This window comes from Croceicoccus pelagius (assembly GCF_001661915.1).
GTDB lineage: Bacteria > Pseudomonadota > Alphaproteobacteria > Sphingomonadales > Sphingomonadaceae > Croceicoccus > Croceicoccus pelagius.
Genome location: NZ_LYWY01000039.1, coordinates 495,903 through 510,220 on the forward strand (window position 1 = coordinate 495,903; position 14,318 = coordinate 510,220).

Annotated in this window: 15 protein-coding genes; 8 read left to right on the plus strand and 7 right to left on the minus strand. The window is 64.3% G+C overall.

The window, feature by feature from the left end:
• Positions 1-21 precede the first annotated feature (21 nt).
• The 6 genes from A9D15_RS13790 to A9D15_RS13815 all read left to right on the plus strand — a co-directional run bounded on the left by A9D15_RS13790 (position 22) and on the right by A9D15_RS13815 (position 4,070).
• Complete coding sequence (locus A9D15_RS13790) at positions 22-693, plus strand: MBL fold metallo-hydrolase (RefSeq protein ID WP_066765904.1); 672 nt, start codon at positions 22-24, stop codon at positions 691-693.
• A 182-nt stretch (positions 694-875) separates the two neighbouring features.
• Entirely contained in the window at positions 876-1,055 is a 180-nt protein-coding gene (gene rpmF, locus A9D15_RS13795; RefSeq protein ID WP_066558963.1) for a 50S ribosomal protein L32, read from the plus strand.
• A 33-nt stretch (positions 1,056-1,088) separates the two neighbouring features.
• Positions 1,089-2,135, plus strand: a complete 1,047-nt coding sequence (plsX, locus tag A9D15_RS13800) for a phosphate acyltransferase PlsX (protein ID WP_066765905.1) — start codon at positions 1,089-1,091, stop codon at positions 2,133-2,135.
• A 5-nt stretch (positions 2,136-2,140) separates the two neighbouring features.
• The gene (locus tag A9D15_RS13805) at positions 2,141-3,121 is read left to right on the plus strand and encodes a beta-ketoacyl-ACP synthase III (RefSeq protein ID WP_066766164.1); all 981 of its coding nucleotides are present in this window, start codon (positions 2,141-2,143) and stop codon (positions 3,119-3,121) included.
• Between the two features lie 154 nt (positions 3,122-3,275).
• The gene (locus A9D15_RS13810; protein WP_066765906.1) at positions 3,276-3,572 is read left to right on the plus strand and encodes an integration host factor subunit alpha; all 297 of its coding nucleotides are present in this window, start codon (positions 3,276-3,278) and stop codon (positions 3,570-3,572) included.
• Between the two features lie 3 nt (positions 3,573-3,575).
• The gene (locus tag A9D15_RS13815; protein ID WP_066765907.1) at positions 3,576-4,070 is read left to right on the plus strand and encodes a MerR family transcriptional regulator; all 495 of its coding nucleotides are present in this window, start codon (positions 3,576-3,578) and stop codon (positions 4,068-4,070) included.
• Here A9D15_RS13815 and A9D15_RS13820 read toward each other — a convergent pair whose 3' ends face one another.
• From A9D15_RS13820 to crtY, 7 genes are all read right to left on the minus strand, one after another.
• Positions 4,071-4,622 carry a SixA phosphatase family protein gene (locus A9D15_RS13820; protein ID WP_066765908.1) on the minus strand — a complete coding sequence of 184 codons (552 nt, stop codon included), beginning with the start codon at positions 4,620-4,622 and terminating at the stop codon, positions 4,071-4,073.
• Positions 4,619-7,408, minus strand: a complete 2,790-nt coding sequence (locus A9D15_RS13825) for an ATP-dependent DNA helicase (RefSeq protein ID WP_066765910.1) — start codon at positions 7,406-7,408, stop codon at positions 4,619-4,621. The genes A9D15_RS13820 and A9D15_RS13825 overlap by 4 nt, the downstream gene beginning before the upstream one ends.
• Before the next feature lie 71 nt (positions 7,409-7,479).
• Positions 7,480-8,109: a hypothetical protein gene (locus tag A9D15_RS13830; protein WP_156521789.1), complete on the minus strand. Its 630-nt coding sequence runs from the start codon at positions 8,107-8,109 to the stop codon at positions 7,480-7,482.
• An 80-nt stretch (positions 8,110-8,189) separates the two neighbouring features.
• Complete coding sequence (locus A9D15_RS13835; RefSeq protein WP_229660246.1) at positions 8,190-8,903, minus strand: thermonuclease family protein; 714 nt, start codon at positions 8,901-8,903, stop codon at positions 8,190-8,192.
• Between the two features lie 83 nt (positions 8,904-8,986).
• Positions 8,987-9,955: a phytoene/squalene synthase family protein gene (locus A9D15_RS13840; RefSeq protein ID WP_066765915.1), complete on the minus strand. Its 969-nt coding sequence runs from the start codon at positions 9,953-9,955 to the stop codon at positions 8,987-8,989.
• Positions 9,956-9,963: 8 nt separating this feature from the next.
• Positions 9,964-11,469, minus strand: coding sequence for a phytoene desaturase (locus A9D15_RS13845; protein WP_066765917.1), 1,506 nt, complete (start codon positions 11,467-11,469; stop codon positions 9,964-9,966).
• On the minus strand, positions 11,466-12,656 hold the full coding sequence (gene crtY / locus A9D15_RS13850) for a lycopene beta-cyclase CrtY (protein WP_066765919.1): 1,191 nt from the start codon (positions 12,654-12,656) through the stop codon (positions 11,466-11,468). Before crtY ends, A9D15_RS13845 begins: the two co-directional genes overlap by 4 nt.
• 135 nt (positions 12,657-12,791) lie before the next feature.
• Here crtY and A9D15_RS16305 point away from each other — a divergent pair, with 135 nt between their 5' ends.
• Both A9D15_RS16305 and A9D15_RS13860 read left to right on the plus strand, forming a co-directional pair.
• The gene (locus tag A9D15_RS16305; RefSeq protein WP_172807531.1) at positions 12,792-13,691 is read left to right on the plus strand and encodes a MipA/OmpV family protein; all 900 of its coding nucleotides are present in this window, start codon (positions 12,792-12,794) and stop codon (positions 13,689-13,691) included.
• 171 nt (positions 13,692-13,862) lie between these two features.
• Positions 13,863-14,261, plus strand: coding sequence for a hypothetical protein (locus tag A9D15_RS13860; protein WP_066765921.1), 399 nt, complete (start codon positions 13,863-13,865; stop codon positions 14,259-14,261).
• The last annotated feature ends 57 nt before the right edge of the window (positions 14,262-14,318 follow it).

Sequence of the window (14,318 nt, forward strand, 5' to 3'; positions counted from 1 at the left end):
GCCCCCGCCACATCCTCTTGCATGACCGAACCCACGCAAGAACCTCCGATGCGGGCCGCTATCGTGCCCGTGACCCCGCTTCAGCAGAACTGTTCGCTGATCTGGTGCACGAAGACGATGAAGGGCGCCGTCATCGATCCGGGCGGGGATCTGCCGCGGATCAAGGATGCCATCGCCAAGGCGGGGATCACGCTGGAAAAGGTGCTCGTCACCCACGGGCATCTCGATCACTGCGGCAACGCGGGCGTCTTCGCCAAGGAAATGGGCGTTCCGATCGAGGGGCCGGAGGAGGCTGACCGGTTCTGGATCGCGCGGCTGGATGACGATGGACCGCGCTGGGGGATGGAGGCGAGCAGCTTTGAGCCTGACCGCTGGCTTCACCACGGTGACAAGGTCACGGTGGGCGAGCTGGAGCTCGATGTCGTGCATTGTCCCGGTCACACGCCAGGCCATGTCGTGTTCCATCACGCGCCCAGCCAGTTCGCGGTTGTGGGCGACGTTCTGTTCAAGGGTTCGATCGGGCGCACCGATTTCCCGATGAGCAATCACCAGGATCTTATCGATTCGATCACGCAGCGTCTGTGGCCGCTGGGCGACGACGTCACTTTCATTCCGGGCCACGGTCCGATCAGCACTTTTGGGGCAGAGCGGCAGACGAACCCCTTTGTTGCGGATATGGCACTCAAACAGTAGACTGCCCTTGCGCTAATCGCAGAAAACGCTATAGCGCGCGCCTTCGCCGCACCCCCCGTGCCGCAAAGCGCGCGCCCCGGTCCGCAGTGGGAAAGAACTTCCCGATGTGGGCTTGTGCCGTGCCGGAGGCTGGACTAGGGCGGCACGCAAAGATCGTCGTTATTGATTGAACAGGTGCCGAAATGGCTGTCCCCAAGAGAAAAGTTTCGCCGTCCCGTCGCGGTATGCGTCGTGCCCATGATGCCCTCAAGGTCGAGGCGTTCCACGAATGCCCGAACTGTGGTGAGCTCAAGCGCCCGCACAACCTTTGCGACGCTTGCGGCCATTACAACGGGCGCGAGATCGTTTCCGTCGGGCTCTGAAGACCCGCACAGACACTTGCTAGGACGTAGACCATGAGCTTGCCGCGTATCGCAATCGACGCGATGGGCGGCGATCATGGCGTTCGCGTCATGATCGAGGGTGCCGCGCTTGCGCGTCGGCGCCACGATCGCTTCAAGTTCCTTCTCGTCGGTGACGAGGAGCGGATCAAGCGTGCTCTGGAAAATCACCCGAACATGCGCGGCGCGTCGGAGATTCTCCACGCGCCCGAAGCCGTCTCGGGCGATGAAAAGCCGACCCAGGCCCTGCGCCGTGCCCGCAAGACCAGCATGGGCCTTGCGATCGACGCGGTGAAGAAGGGCGAGGCGGGAGCCGCCGTTTCGGGCGGCAATACCGGCGCGCTGATGGCGATGGCCAAGCTTTCGCTGCGCACGATGCCCGGCATCGACCGCCCGGCTCTTGCCGCACTGATGCCCACGCTGGGCGATACCGACATGGTCATGCTCGACCTTGGCGCGAACACCGATTGCGATGCCCGCAACCTGGTGCAGTTCGCGATCATGGGCGCGGCCTATTCGCGCATTGCCACGGGTCTTCCGGAACCGCGTGTGGCGCTGCTCAACATCGGGACCGAGGAGATCAAGGGCACCGATGTCCTGCGCGTCGCATCCGAAAAGTTGCGCGCTGCCGATCAGCGGCTGGCGATGAGCTTCGAAGGCTTCGTAGAGGCCGACAAGATCAACCGCGGCAGCGTCGACGTTGTCGTGACCGACGGGTTTTCGGGCAACATCGCCCTGAAGGCCGTCGAAGGCGCGGCGCGTTTCGTGACGGACCTTTTGAAAAGCGCGTTCCAGTCCTCGCTGCGTTCCAAGGTAGGTTTTCTCGTCAGCCGTCCGGCGACCGAGTTGCTGAAGCACCATCTGGATCCGAACAATCATAATGGCGCGGTTTTCCTCGGCCTCAACGGGGTCGTGGTGAAGAGCCACGGTAGCGCCAATGCCAAGGGCGTGGCCAATGCCGTTGCGGTGACGGCGCGCCTGCTGGAGGAAGACCTGATCGAGCGTATTTCTGCCGACCTTGCGCGCGGCACCGAAGACAAGACAACGGAAGACGCCGCGTGAGCGACATGATCCGCCGTTCGGTCGTTCTCGGCTCTGGCTCGGCACTTCCCAAACGCTGCGTAACGAACGCCGATCTGGCAGAGCAGGTCGAGACCAGCGACGATTGGATCGTCGAGCGGACCGGGATTCGTCAGCGTTACATCGCGGGTGAGGGGGAGACGACCTCGACGCTCGCCGGCGATGCCTCGCGCAAGGCGATCGAGGCGGCTGGCCTGACCGCCGACGATATCGACATCATCGTGCTGGCCACCGCCACGCCAGACCAGACGTTTCCGTCCACCGCCAGCAAGGTCCAGCATGACCTTGGCTGCAAGAACGCCTTTGCCTTCGACGTGGCGGCGGTCTGCTCGGGCTTTCTCTATGCGCTGGGTGCGGCAGATTCGCTGCTGCACCGGGGCATGGGCAAGCGCGCACTGGTGATCGGGGCCGAAACATTCAGCCGTATCCTCGACTGGGAAGACCGTACGACTTGCGTTCTTTTCGGCGACGGTGCGGGTGCGATGGTGCTGGAACTGCAGGAATTTCCCGCCAGCGAGGCAGCAACCGCGCGCGGCGTGATCGAGACCAAGTTGCACACTGATGGCGAGCATAATTGCCTGCTCTATGTCGATGGCGGTCCGTCGACGACGCAGACCGTAGGCAAGCTGCGCATGAAGGGCCGCGAGGTTTTCCGCCATGCCGTGGTCAACCTCGCCAACGTGTTGACCGAAGTACTGGAAGGTACCGGCTACGAGGCTTCGCAGATCGACTGGGTCGTGCCGCACCAGGCCAACGCCCGCATTCTCGATGCCACGGCGAAGAAGTTGGGCCTGCCCACCGAACGCATGGTCAAGACGGTCGAAATGCACGCCAATACGTCGGCGGCATCGGTACCGTTGGCCTATGACGTGGCGGTGCGCGACGGGCGAATCCAGCCCGGCGATCTCGTCATGCTCGAAGCCATGGGCGGCGGCTTCACCTGGGGCGCGAGCCTGCTGCGCGCCTGATTGGGGCCGCGAATTAGACCCATTCTGACGCGAAATAGCCCGAAGGGGCGGAATGTGCCTGTTTTTGCCCGATTTTCAATTGTCGCTGCGCCGATGCTGTGAAATAGTGGCTGTCTGGGTCGCAGCTCGGGGGCAATAAAGGGGATAGGACAAAATGCGTTCTGTCGGAACTCTCACGCGTGCGGATCTTGCCGACGCCGTCCACCACAAGGTGGGTCTCAGCCGGTCCGATTCACTGACAATGGTGGAATCGATCCTGCGCCTGATGTGCGATGCCATGTCTGATGGCGAAAACGTCAAAATCTCCGGTTTCGGAACGTTTCTCTTGCGCGACAAGGGCGAACGCATCGGCCGCAATCCCAAGACCGGCGTCGAAGTGCCGATCACGCCGCGCCGCGTGATGACCTTCCGCGCCAGCCAGATGCTGAAGGACCGCGTGAGCGGGGTCTAAGCGATGAGTGACGGAACGCCTACGCAGGACAGTTTTTTCGAGGACGGGAAAGACCCGCAGGCGTTCCGCACGATCGGCGAGGTTTCGGCCGCTCTCGATATAAAGCCGCACGTGCTGCGCTATTGGGAAGAACAGTTCCCGATGCTGCGTCCTGTAAAGCGCAGCGGGGGCCGGCGTTACTACCGCCCCGGCGATGTCGAGCTTTTGCAGAAGATCGACCGCCTGCTCAATCAGGACGGCTATACGATCCGCGGTGCGGTCAAGGCGATCGAGGACGAGGGCAAGGCCCCGCCCAAACTCGCCGCCGCGCCTGCGCCTTCTGCCGAAATGGTCGAGAAGCTGCGCGGTGCGGTCCGCACGCTGGAGGAAAGCACCAGCGAAACCGCATCTGTCACGTCGGAGCTTGAGCCAGCACAAAGCCGGACGGAGGACGTCCTGCTCCATGCAAGGCTGCGATCCATCAGGGAAAAGCTGGCCGCGGCCCTGCTTCAGGGCTGATCAATTCGCCATTTCCGGGCCCAGCGTCGGGTCCAGATCGCGCGGACGCTTCAGGTCGACAAGACGGGCCTTCGCCCCATCGATTTCCGACCAGTCGTCGATATCGAATTCCAGCACAGCGAAAGCGCCGGTCGGAAACTTCACCGCCACCGTATCGCGCAGCGGTGAAGAGCCGTCGTCGGGCACATGGTCGAGCACTGCATCCTCAAGCCCAGGATTATGCGCGACGAGCAGGATGCTGTCCTCGTCGCCTGCAAGATCGGTCAGAACGTCGAGAATCGAATCCGCCGTGGCGAGATAAAGGCGGCGGTCCTCCACCCGGTCCACCGGCGCGGCCTTGCCCATGGCGTCGAGCGCGATGTTCAGCGTTTCCTGAACACGGACGGCCGGGCTGGCCAGAATACGGTCGAACGGCGCGACCTTGGTCCCGATATAGCGGCCCATCGCCTCTGCCGCGCGGCGGCCCTTGGCATTGATACCGCGATCGAAGTCATAGCCTGCGGGCTGATGCTCTTCCGACTTCGCATGGCGCAGGAGACCCAGGCGTTTCAACCGTCGCTTTCCCTTACGTTTTCTTGATCTTTAGGCGTGGAACAGGAAACACCCCGCTGCAGCATTTGTAAAGCATCGGCAAGTGTCGTGCGCGTGACAGGCGTTCCGTCGGGGAAAGCAGACAGCAGCCGAGTGGGAAACGCGGCGGACAGCACGACAAATGCGCCGCTGTCGTCGCGTGACCGGATCAGCCGCCCGAACGCCTGCGCCAGTCGTGCCCGGACGATGGCATCGTCGTGCGCCTGCCGGTCCGCCCGCTCGCCCCCGGATGCCGCGCGGCGGGCGCGGTGCAGGATCGACGGCTTGGGCCAGGGAACCTGCTCCATGACCACCAGGCGAAGAGAATCGCCCGGCACGTCAACCCCGTCGCGCAAGGCATCGGTGCCCAGCAGCGACGCGCGTGGATCGTCGCGAAAAATGTCGACCAGCGTGCCGGTGTCGATCGGGTCGACGTGCTGCGCGAACAGCGGCAGGCCCGAACGCGCCAGCCGGTCGGCGATGCGCGCATGGACCGCGCGCAAGCGGCGGATCGCGGTGAACAGGCCCAGAACGCCGCCGTCGCTTGCCTCGATCAGCTGGCCATAGGCGGCGGCAAGGCCGGCAATGTCGCCCTTCTTCACGTCGGTCACGATGATGACTTGCGCCTGACTGGCGTAGTCGAACGGGCTGGCCGCTTCGGAAATTCGCGGGTTCAGCCCGATCACCGACGCGCCGGAACGCGCAACGGCGCGCTCCCAGTCGGGACCTTCGGGCGAACGGTCGCACAGTGTCGCGCTGGTTTGCAGGACGCCGTGGGCCGGTTCCAGCACGGTCGCCGCAAAGGGGCGCATCGGGTCGAGCCAGCGGCGGTGGATGGCGATGTCAAACTCGCGCGCCTCGGCGCGTTCGACCGAGAGCCAGTCGACGAAATCGGGATCTGCCGGCCCGCCGAGCCGCGCCAGAAGCGCTTCCCATGCGGTCAACGCATCGATCCGCCACGACAGCGAATGACGCGCGCCTTCGACGCGCTGACGGCCCTGTGGGTCCAGCCAGTCCGGCGGGTCCTCGAGTATCGCTTCCAATCGCGTGCCCAGCTTCATCAGCGGCTGGCGCACTGCGGCAAGCGCGTCACGGGCTTGTGATGCGGTCTCGATGAAGGGGCCGTCGAGGTCGACCGCCTCGGTCTCCAGCCCGTAACCTGCCTCGCTCCCCGCTTCGTCTCGCGCGTATGTAACGCGGCGGACAGAGGCGAAGAGCTGTTCGAGAGGCCCCCACGGCTCGCCCTCGTTGATGCGGCCCAGCCAGCCGTCGGATGGCAGGCCGGATGCCGCCTCGCGCGCGGCAGCGATCGCCTGCTCGCCCTCTTCGTCATAGCTCGCGACATCGGCAAGGCGTGCGGCAAGGCCGCGCCTGCGGCCCTTGGATTTGCCTTCGGGACCGATGACCCAGCGGCGCATTTCGATCGCCTCGCTGCCCGACAGGGCGACGGCGAAGGTCGAATCTGCAGCGTCGAACAAGTGGTGGCCTTCGTCGAAAACGATGCGGCTGGGGCGCTGCTGTCCCTCTCGCTCGCCACCTCGCGCCGCGTGCACCATGACGAGCGCGTGGTTCGCGATGACGAGATCGGCATTTGCGGACTGGCGCGCGGCGCGTTCGATGAAGCACTTCTTGTAATGGGGGCAGGCGGCATAGACGCATTCGCCGCGCCGGTCGGTCAGTGCGGCAAGCCCGCGCCTGCGGAACAATGTCGGCAGCCAGCCGGGCAGGTCCCCGCCGACCATGTCGCCATCCTCGCTATAGGCAGCCCAGCGCGCCACCAGTTGCGCGAAGATGCCCGCGCGGTTCTGGAAGCCCCCTTGCAGAGCATCTTCGAGATTCAGCAGGCAGAGGTAGTTTTCGCGCCCCTTGCGAACGACAACGGCGGGCGTCTGGCGTTCCACACCGTTTGCATCCGGCCCCGAATCCGGCCAAGCGCGGCGGCTTTCCCGGCGCAGCTGGCGTTGCAGCGCCTTGGTATAAGTAGAGACCCAGACTGTGCCTTCCGCCGCCTGCGACCAGAGCGAGGCGGGCGCGAGGTAGCCCAGCGTCTTGCCGACCCCGGTCCCGGCCTGCGCCAGCACCATGTTCGGGCGGCCCTTTTCGGGGCGCGGGGCAAAGACGTGTGCAGCTTCTTGCGCATAGTCGCGCTGGCCATCGCGCCTTTCCGATCCTTCGCCGGTCAGCGTGTCGAGCCGAATCGCAATATCATCGGGATCAAGCGCGACATGCTTGGGCTGGGCGCGGGGTGGGAGTTCCTCCCACTCGGGCAGCCTGGCAAACAGCCAGCGTTCGGCGCGCTCCGGCTTGCGGACATGGGGCGCGAGGATACCGGACCATGGCCACTTCTGTCGGGCCAGCGATTGCAGAACCGACCATGCGCCTTCGCGTTCGGGCCAGTCCTCGGCCTCGCAATGTTCAGACAGGCGTGCGGCGGCGCGGGCGAGCAGGATGGGCACTTCGCCTTCGTGTTCCGGCAAGGGCAGGTCGAGCGCCTGTGCCAGCCCCTTCGGCGTCGGCACGACAAAGCGCGCCGGATGGACGAAGGCATAGAATTCGAGAAGGTCCAGCCCCGACAATTCGGGATAACCGAGGCGGCTGGCCACCAACGGCGCGTTCAGCATCAGCAGCGGGGTTTCCGCGGCTGCCATGATCGCTTCCCCGCGCGAAAGAGCGCGCACGTTACCGCCTGCATCCGACAGCCAGCAGCCCGAATGACTGGCATGCAGCGCGGGCAGCGGCACGGGTTGCGGAAGGGGGGCGGACGCCATGCTTTCCAGATAGGGAAGCGAAGCGACAAGGCCAATGCGCTCGCCGGGCTTAACCCCCGACGATCAGCGGTTCACGCAGCGCGCACGGGCGTCGGTTCGGGGGCATCGGCATTGACGCAGCAATCGCAGTCCGAAACGTCGAGCGTCAGGTGTGCAGTGACCTGTGCGTCAATCTCGTCGCCGAAGTCCGATTCGAGCGAGCGGCGAACCAGCTTTGCAATGACAGCAGGAGCGTCGTGACCGGTGTGGTCCTTGCCGTGAACGAAACCCGACACGTGCATCCATTGATGCATCAGGTGCGCGGCCATGTTTACGCGGTCGCCTGCGTCCATGCACAGCGCCACGAACCATCGCGCGGTGCGGATCGGAAGAGTTCCGAGGCGCGTCCGGCCGATGACGGGATGCGCGCTTTCGGGACCGTCCATGTCTTCGACCGAAATCGCCAGATCGAGCGTGTGGTCTGCCGTCTTGCCGCATTCACGGCCGTGGACGATGCGGTCCCAGATCTGGAGGCCGTCCATGTCCTTCACGCCGCCATGCAGGCTCTGCCAGCCGGCAAAGCCATAGTCGGCCTGGCGGACGGAACCGCCGAAGCCGGGACTGCTGACAGCCTTGCGCAACAGGATCACGCTGTCCTTGATGAAGCGTTCCTCGGCGTCGGTGGCGCCGGTGATCTCGTGCAGTTGAACATCGACAGTCATGATAGGCCAACGCCTCTTCCGCATCGGGAGTTCCACCCGACTCACAAGATTTACTTTAGCGAAGAATGGAAAACGCCCGATTAACACCAGCCGCTGCGATGGCCCTGCCACCTTTCGGCAAGGCCTTCGGCAACCAGAATATCGCCCAGCGACTGGCCGCCGCGCGTGATGCGGCGAAGCTTGCGGCCATAGCGGTCGGTCTCTTCAGGACCGGATTCGAGACTGAAGGGACCGTCGTTCAGAAGTTGCAGCAAACGCTGCGTCGCGGCGCGGCCCAGTACGAGTTCGCGGTCGCATTGCGGATTCGAAATTTCCGGCGTGTTGATGTCCAGCACGCGGATCTTGTCGCCCGCGAACCAGATCGTATCGCCGTCGACGACGCAGTTGTGACGGTTGCCGCCGTCGCAGATGCCAAAGCGGGCCGAAAGGGTGTCTTCGGGGCCTGCGACGGGGGCGGTGAGGGCGGTTGTGAACTCCCGCTCCTGAAACAGATCAAGGCCCGGGATGCCGAAACGCAGGACGAGGCCGAAGGCGATGAGGCACAGCGATGCGGCGAGTATGGCAAAGCCCAGCCAGCCGCCGTTCTTCTTTGCATTGCTGGCGAAACGCATTCGTCCTCTCGGTTCGTCGAAGTGCAGGGGGGAGTGGACTTTCGGCCGTTTGGCCGGTCGGGGGCTGGGCTTGTTCTGGCTGACAGGCTTGCTCTGGCTGACAGGCTTGGCCTTTGCCTGCCGTTTCGCCTTTCCGTCTGGTTGGTCCTTCGTTTTCTCGCCGCCGTAGATCTTTGCCAGCATGGTCCCTCTCCGTGGCGCTCGAAAGGGGATGATCTTCCCATCCTTGTCCTTCAGCGGCGTCGACCGGAACGGTTTCCTGAAGCTCACGCAGCAGCCTTTCGGGCGCGCTCCTCGAAGTCGCGGCGGGTGAGGGGGCGGGCTTCGGCCTCTTGCGCGCAAGATGCGGGCGGCGCGCGCAGGCTGGCGGCGCCTGCTCCGAAGACGTGGCCCAATTTTTCGAAGCGGCTGGTGAAGGCGCGGTGGTCCCAGCCGTGGACGCCGGCTTTCTCCACCTTGCGCGCGATGGATCCGTAGATGCCCGTCGCCGACAGGATCGCCCAGCGGCAGCGCAGCGGCAGCCGTGCGGCACCGATGCGGGCCGACGCTTCATAGGCGCGGGCCATCAGGCAGGCATCGTGGACCATGGCGACGAGTTCGGCGCGATACATCGGTTTCATGTGCTGGCCCGGCGCAATGTCGGCCTCCACCAGCCATTCGACCGGCAGATAACAGCGGCCCGCTGCGTCATCTTCCCATAAGTCGCGCACGATATTGGCAAGCTGGAAAGCAATACCGAGGTCGCATGCGCGGTCGAGCGTGTCTGCGTCTTGGTCCGGCACACCCATGACCTTGGCCATCATCACGCCGACCGCACCTGCCACGTGGTAGCAGTACTGCAGCATGTCGGCCTCGCTACGCGGCCTCCAGTCGTCGGCATCGAGGGCAAAGCCTGCGATCACGTCGTCACACATGGCGGCGGTGAGCCCGCATTCCTGCGCGACAACTGCCAGCCCGTCGAACGAGGCATCGCCCGTTTCGGCGCCTGCCAGCGCCAGTGCGGTGCGTTCGCGGATCGTGGCGAGGCGTGCCGCGGCATCCGACTGGTCGCCCAGTTCGCCGCCCATGTCCTGCGCGTCGGCAAGGTCGTCGGCCGCGCGGCACCAGGCATAGAGCAGCCAGACACGTTCCCGCGTCACGCGGTCGAACAGCATCGAGGCGGCGGCAAAGCTCTTCGATCCGTGCGCGATCGTATTGCGGGCGTGGGCAACCAGTTCGTCGCGGCTTTTCGGCAAAGTTCGTCTCAGCCCTTCGAAAGGTCGGAGATCATCATCCGCGCGGTCGCGCGTGCCGAACCGACGACGCCGGGAATGCCCGCACCCGGATGCGTGCCTGCGCCGACGAAGTAGAGATTGCCGATCTCGTCATCGCGGTTGTGTGCGCGGAACCATGCTGACTGTGTCAGAATGGGTTCGAGGCTGAAGGCAGAGCCCATGTGCGCCGACAGGTCGGTGCCGAAATCGGCGGGCGTGTAGTGGAACTTGGTCACGATCCGCGAATGGATGTCGGGGATCAGGCGGCGGCCCACTTCGTCCAGCACGCGCTTTTCAAGCTCGGGGCCGACCTGATCCCAATCGACGCGCAGCTTGCCCATGTGCGCCACCGGGACGAGGGCGTAGAACGTGCTCATCCCCTCCGGCCCCATCGACGGATCGGTGACGGTGGGATGGTGCAGATAGATAGAGAAATCGCGTGGCAGGACGCCGGACTTGTAGATGTCGTTCAGCAGTCCTTCGTAGCGCGGGCCGAACAGGATCATGTGGTGCGGGATGCCCGGCCATGCGCCTTCCACCCCGAAATGCACGACGAAGAGCGACGGGCTCCACCGCTTGCGCGACAGCGATTTTGCCACCTTTCCACCGCGCCGGTTGGTGGACAGAAGGTCGCGGTAGGTGTGCATGAGGTCGGAATTGGCGGCGACCGCGTCGAACCGCTCGCTCCACCCGCTTTTCGTCGTCACGCCCGTCGCGCGGTTGCCGACGGTGTCGATGCTGACCACCGGATCGCCCAGCCGCACCGTGCCGCCCAACCGTTCGAGGTGCCTTACCATCGCCGCGATCAGCTTGTTCGTGCCGCCCTTCGCCCACCAGACGCCGCCGTCCTTCTCAAGCTTGTGGATGAGGGCATAGATCGCGCTGGTCGACATCGGATTGCCGCCGACGAGCAGTGTGTGGAACGACAGCGCCTCGCGCAGTTTCTCGTTCTTCACGTACTTCGACACGATCGAATAGACCGAACGCCATGCCTGGTACTTTGCCAGGGCAGGGGCGGCCTTGATCATGTCCGAGAAGTTGAGGAACGGCTTGTGCCCCAGCTTCAGATAGCCCTCGGTGTAGACCCCTTCGGAATAGGCGGAAAATTCCTCGTACCCCGCCACGTCGTCGGGGTTCAGCTTGCTGATCTCTGCGGCGAGTTGCTGCAGGTCGTTCGAATAGTCGAAAGTCGTTCCGTCGTCCCACTGCAGGCGGTAGAACGGCTTTACCTCCATCAATTCGATGTCGTCCGACATTTCGTGGTCGGTCAGCCGCCAAAGCTGTTCCAGACAGTCGGGGTCGGTGATGACCGTGGGGCCGGCATCGAAGGTGAAGCCGTCTGTTTCCCAGACGTAGGCGCGGCCGCCGGGCTTGTCGCGCGCCTCTATCACCGTCGTGTCTATGCCTGCCGACTGCAGGCGGATGGCAAGCGCGAGGCCGCCGAAGCCTGCGCCGATAACGGCGGCGCGGCGGTTGGGCTGGCTCTTGTCAGTCATTTCTTACCTCTAAGCGGTCCGGGCGCGCCATGACCGGCAAGCACCGAAGCGGCTTTCAGAACGGGAACGGGGGGCTTTCCGGCCAATACGCGCAATTTGTCGAACAGCGTGCTTTCACCAGCGTAGAAGCGTTCCACCAGCCCTTCGTCAAGTGCGTAGAAACGCTGGAGCACCTTGTATCGATCCCGTCCCTGTGCCGCGCCGAACAGCATACGGGCAAGCAGTCGATAAAAGCCCCCGCTGCGCCAGTGGGCAGCGGCATGAGCATTGGTGAGCGCGGCAAGGCTGGCGCTGTCATGTGCCTGTGCATCGGCGATCAGGGCGGCAAGGCGCACCGCGTCGGGCAGGGAATAGCTGGTCAGCGGCTGGAACAATCCCGCCCGCACACCCGCCTGCGCGACACCGGGAACGGCATGAGCGCGGAACCTGGTAAAATCCCCTCCGGTGACGACTGGCAGGACGCCCGTTTCCTTGCGGGTCTTTTCGACCACGGTCCAGCCGCGCCCCTCGGCATAGTCGTCGATGCGCCCGAACAGCGTTTCTGCGTCGAGCGAGCGGCTGTCGCTGTAATATGTGTCCTCGACGAAAACCTCATCGGCGGAGAAGGGCAGGACATAGACGAAGCGGTAGCCGTCCTTCTGCTTGACCGTCGCGTCCATGACGATGGGGCGCGTCATCTTGTGCGGGGTGGCAAGGCGCAACGTAACGCCTGCGAATTTCTGCCAGCCGCCGTGAAGTTCGGCCAGCATATCGCGGTTCAATCCGCGCGCGTCGATCACGCCGTCCGCCTCGATCCGCGTCCCGTCGGCAAGCGCAATGCCCTTGGGGTCGAGCGCGGTTACTGCGGTGCCGGTATATACGGCCCCGGCCGGTAGCGCCGTGGCCACGGCAGCGGCGAGGTTTTCCGACAGGATCGACCGGTAAGGCGTCGCCAGCGTTCGGCGATAGGCGGGAAAGCGTACGTCATAGCCCGCATTCCAGCGCGCCGCGGCCAGCCCTTCGACCAGTTCGCGGTTTTCCTCGGCAATGTCGGTGGCGAAGAAGGACCAGACATGGTTGCCGCCGATGACGGGCCCTGCCTCTACCAGCGCGACGGACAAGTCGGGCCGCCGATCGGCCAGCATCAGCGCGATCAGCGATCCGGACAGGCCTCCGCCCGCAATCGCGATGTCGTATCGATTGGCCATTTCCGTCCCGTTTGCATGGGTCTGCGGCCCCGCGCAAGTGACCTTACGGCGCTGTCCATGCCTTGTCGCAAGCGGAACCGCCGGCAGGGCGGTGCGTTCCCGAACGAACTCCCCCATTTACAGGACCATCAGCACTTGAACCAGATCGCGCCGACCCGCACCCTCATGAGCGCTGCTGTCGTTGCCGCTGCGTGCCTCTTTTCCGGCACGGCACACGCCAATGCCGCAGCCGTGGACCGGCAACCGCTTCGCATCGAACAACCCGACCTCAAGGGCACTTACGAGGACGATTACGTCATCGTCGCGCTGGGCGCGGGCTATGTCCCCGATTACGAAGGCGCGGACGAATACGGCGTCCAGATCGGCGGCGCAGTGCGTGGGCAGGTCGAGGGCATTTCCTTCAAGACCAGTGGCATCGGGCTGGAAGTCGATCTTATCCCTAACCTTCCCGGCGATATCGAGCTGAGCTTCGGCCCGGAAATCCAGTACAGCGCCACCCGCACCGGCAAGGTAAAGGACGAGATTGTCGACATGCTGCCCGAACTGGACAGCACGGTCGAACTGGGTTTCAGCACCGGTATCTCGAAGAAGAACCTGCTGACGCCCGTGGACTCGCTATCGCTAAGCTACGGGATGCGCTGGGACATTTCGGGCAAGGGGGCAGGGCGGCAGAGCCGTGTCTCGCTGTCCTACTTCACGGCCCTGTCGAAAGGCATGGGCGCTGGCGTGTCGGTCGGCGCAAGCTGGCACGACGACAAGTGGGCCGACTATTACTACACGATCACCCCCGAAGGCAGCGCGGCCACTGACGGCGCGCTTCCGGTCTATCAGGCCGAAGGCGGGATGAAGGACTGGGACGCCAAGGCCTATTGGGGCATGGATCTCGACGGCGACTTCCGCAACGGCGGCTTCGGCATCGCGACGTCGATCGTCTACGAACGCCTTCAGGGCAGCGCGGCAGAAACGCCCATCGTGTCGATGCGCGGCGACCGTGACCAGTTCATGTTTCTGGCAGGCGTCGGATATGCCTTCTGAGAGAAATCGGGCCACCTGAGAAAACCAGCGCCCCTTTTGACGACAACGCATTGATCGCGCTGGACCATGGCGCGGCGACCGCTTAGGTATCGGGACAAGACAGGCCGCTTACCCCCTCGGGCGTCCTGAACTGTTTTGCCCCGATTGTCGGGATAGAGAGGGACGTTTCTTATGCCTGTTGTCGACCCCACTGGCTGGACGGCCATGCTGTTGGGCCTGTTTGCCATGTCTGCCGCCATCGGCGCGCTGCGCAAGCCGGGAATCTGGCAAACGCTGGTCAAAGAGGTCGAGGACAGTCCCGCGCTTCAGATGATTTCGGGCGTCGCCGAACTGGCGGCTGGCGCAGCGATCTATCTCGTCAACCCGTGGGTGCCGGCGGACCTCCTGGCCTGTGTGATGAAGGCCATCGGCGGGCTGATGATCCTGGAAGCGCTGATCGTGGTCGGGTTCTCGGACATCTACTTCCATTTCTGGCTGAAGAACCTGTCGTTCATGCACAAGGGCTGGGCGACGGTAAGCTTGTTGACCGGCCTAGCCCTGACCGTGGCGGGCGCGTTCCACTTTTCCTGAAGAGTGCTGCGCGGCGGCGGCGGGGACAAAGACCCGCGCCGCCGCGCAACCCAAAGC

Coding starts and splice junctions, on each gene's coding strand:
- A9D15_RS13845 (WP_066765917.1), bottom strand. CDS start 11,469: ATGACTGACAAGAGCCAGCCCAACCGCCGCGCCGCCGTTATCGGCGCA.
- A9D15_RS13830 (WP_156521789.1), bottom strand. CDS start 8,109: ATGACTGTCGATGTTCAACTGCACGAGATCACCGGCGCCACCGACGCC.
- A9D15_RS13835 (WP_229660246.1), bottom strand. CDS start 8,903: ATGCTGGCAAAGATCTACGGCGGCGAGAAAACGAAGGACCAACCAGAC.
- A9D15_RS13815 (WP_066765907.1), top strand. CDS start 3,576: ATGAGTGACGGAACGCCTACGCAGGACAGTTTTTTCGAGGACGGGAAA.
- rpmF (WP_066558963.1), top strand. CDS start 876: ATGGCTGTCCCCAAGAGAAAAGTTTCGCCGTCCCGTCGCGGTATGCGT.
- A9D15_RS13790 (WP_066765904.1), top strand. CDS start 22: ATGACCGAACCCACGCAAGAACCTCCGATGCGGGCCGCTATCGTGCCC.
- A9D15_RS13810 (WP_066765906.1), top strand. CDS start 3,276: ATGCGTTCTGTCGGAACTCTCACGCGTGCGGATCTTGCCGACGCCGTC.
- crtY (WP_066765919.1), bottom strand. CDS start 12,656: ATGGCCAATCGATACGACATCGCGATTGCGGGCGGAGGCCTGTCCGGA.
- A9D15_RS13825 (WP_066765910.1), bottom strand. CDS start 7,408: ATGGCGTCCGCCCCCCTTCCGCAACCCGTGCCGCTGCCCGCGCTGCAT.
- plsX (WP_066765905.1), top strand. CDS start 1,089: ATGAGCTTGCCGCGTATCGCAATCGACGCGATGGGCGGCGATCATGGC.
- A9D15_RS13860 (WP_066765921.1), top strand. CDS start 13,863: ATGCCTGTTGTCGACCCCACTGGCTGGACGGCCATGCTGTTGGGCCTG.
- A9D15_RS13805 (WP_066766164.1), top strand. CDS start 2,141: ATGATCCGCCGTTCGGTCGTTCTCGGCTCTGGCTCGGCACTTCCCAAA.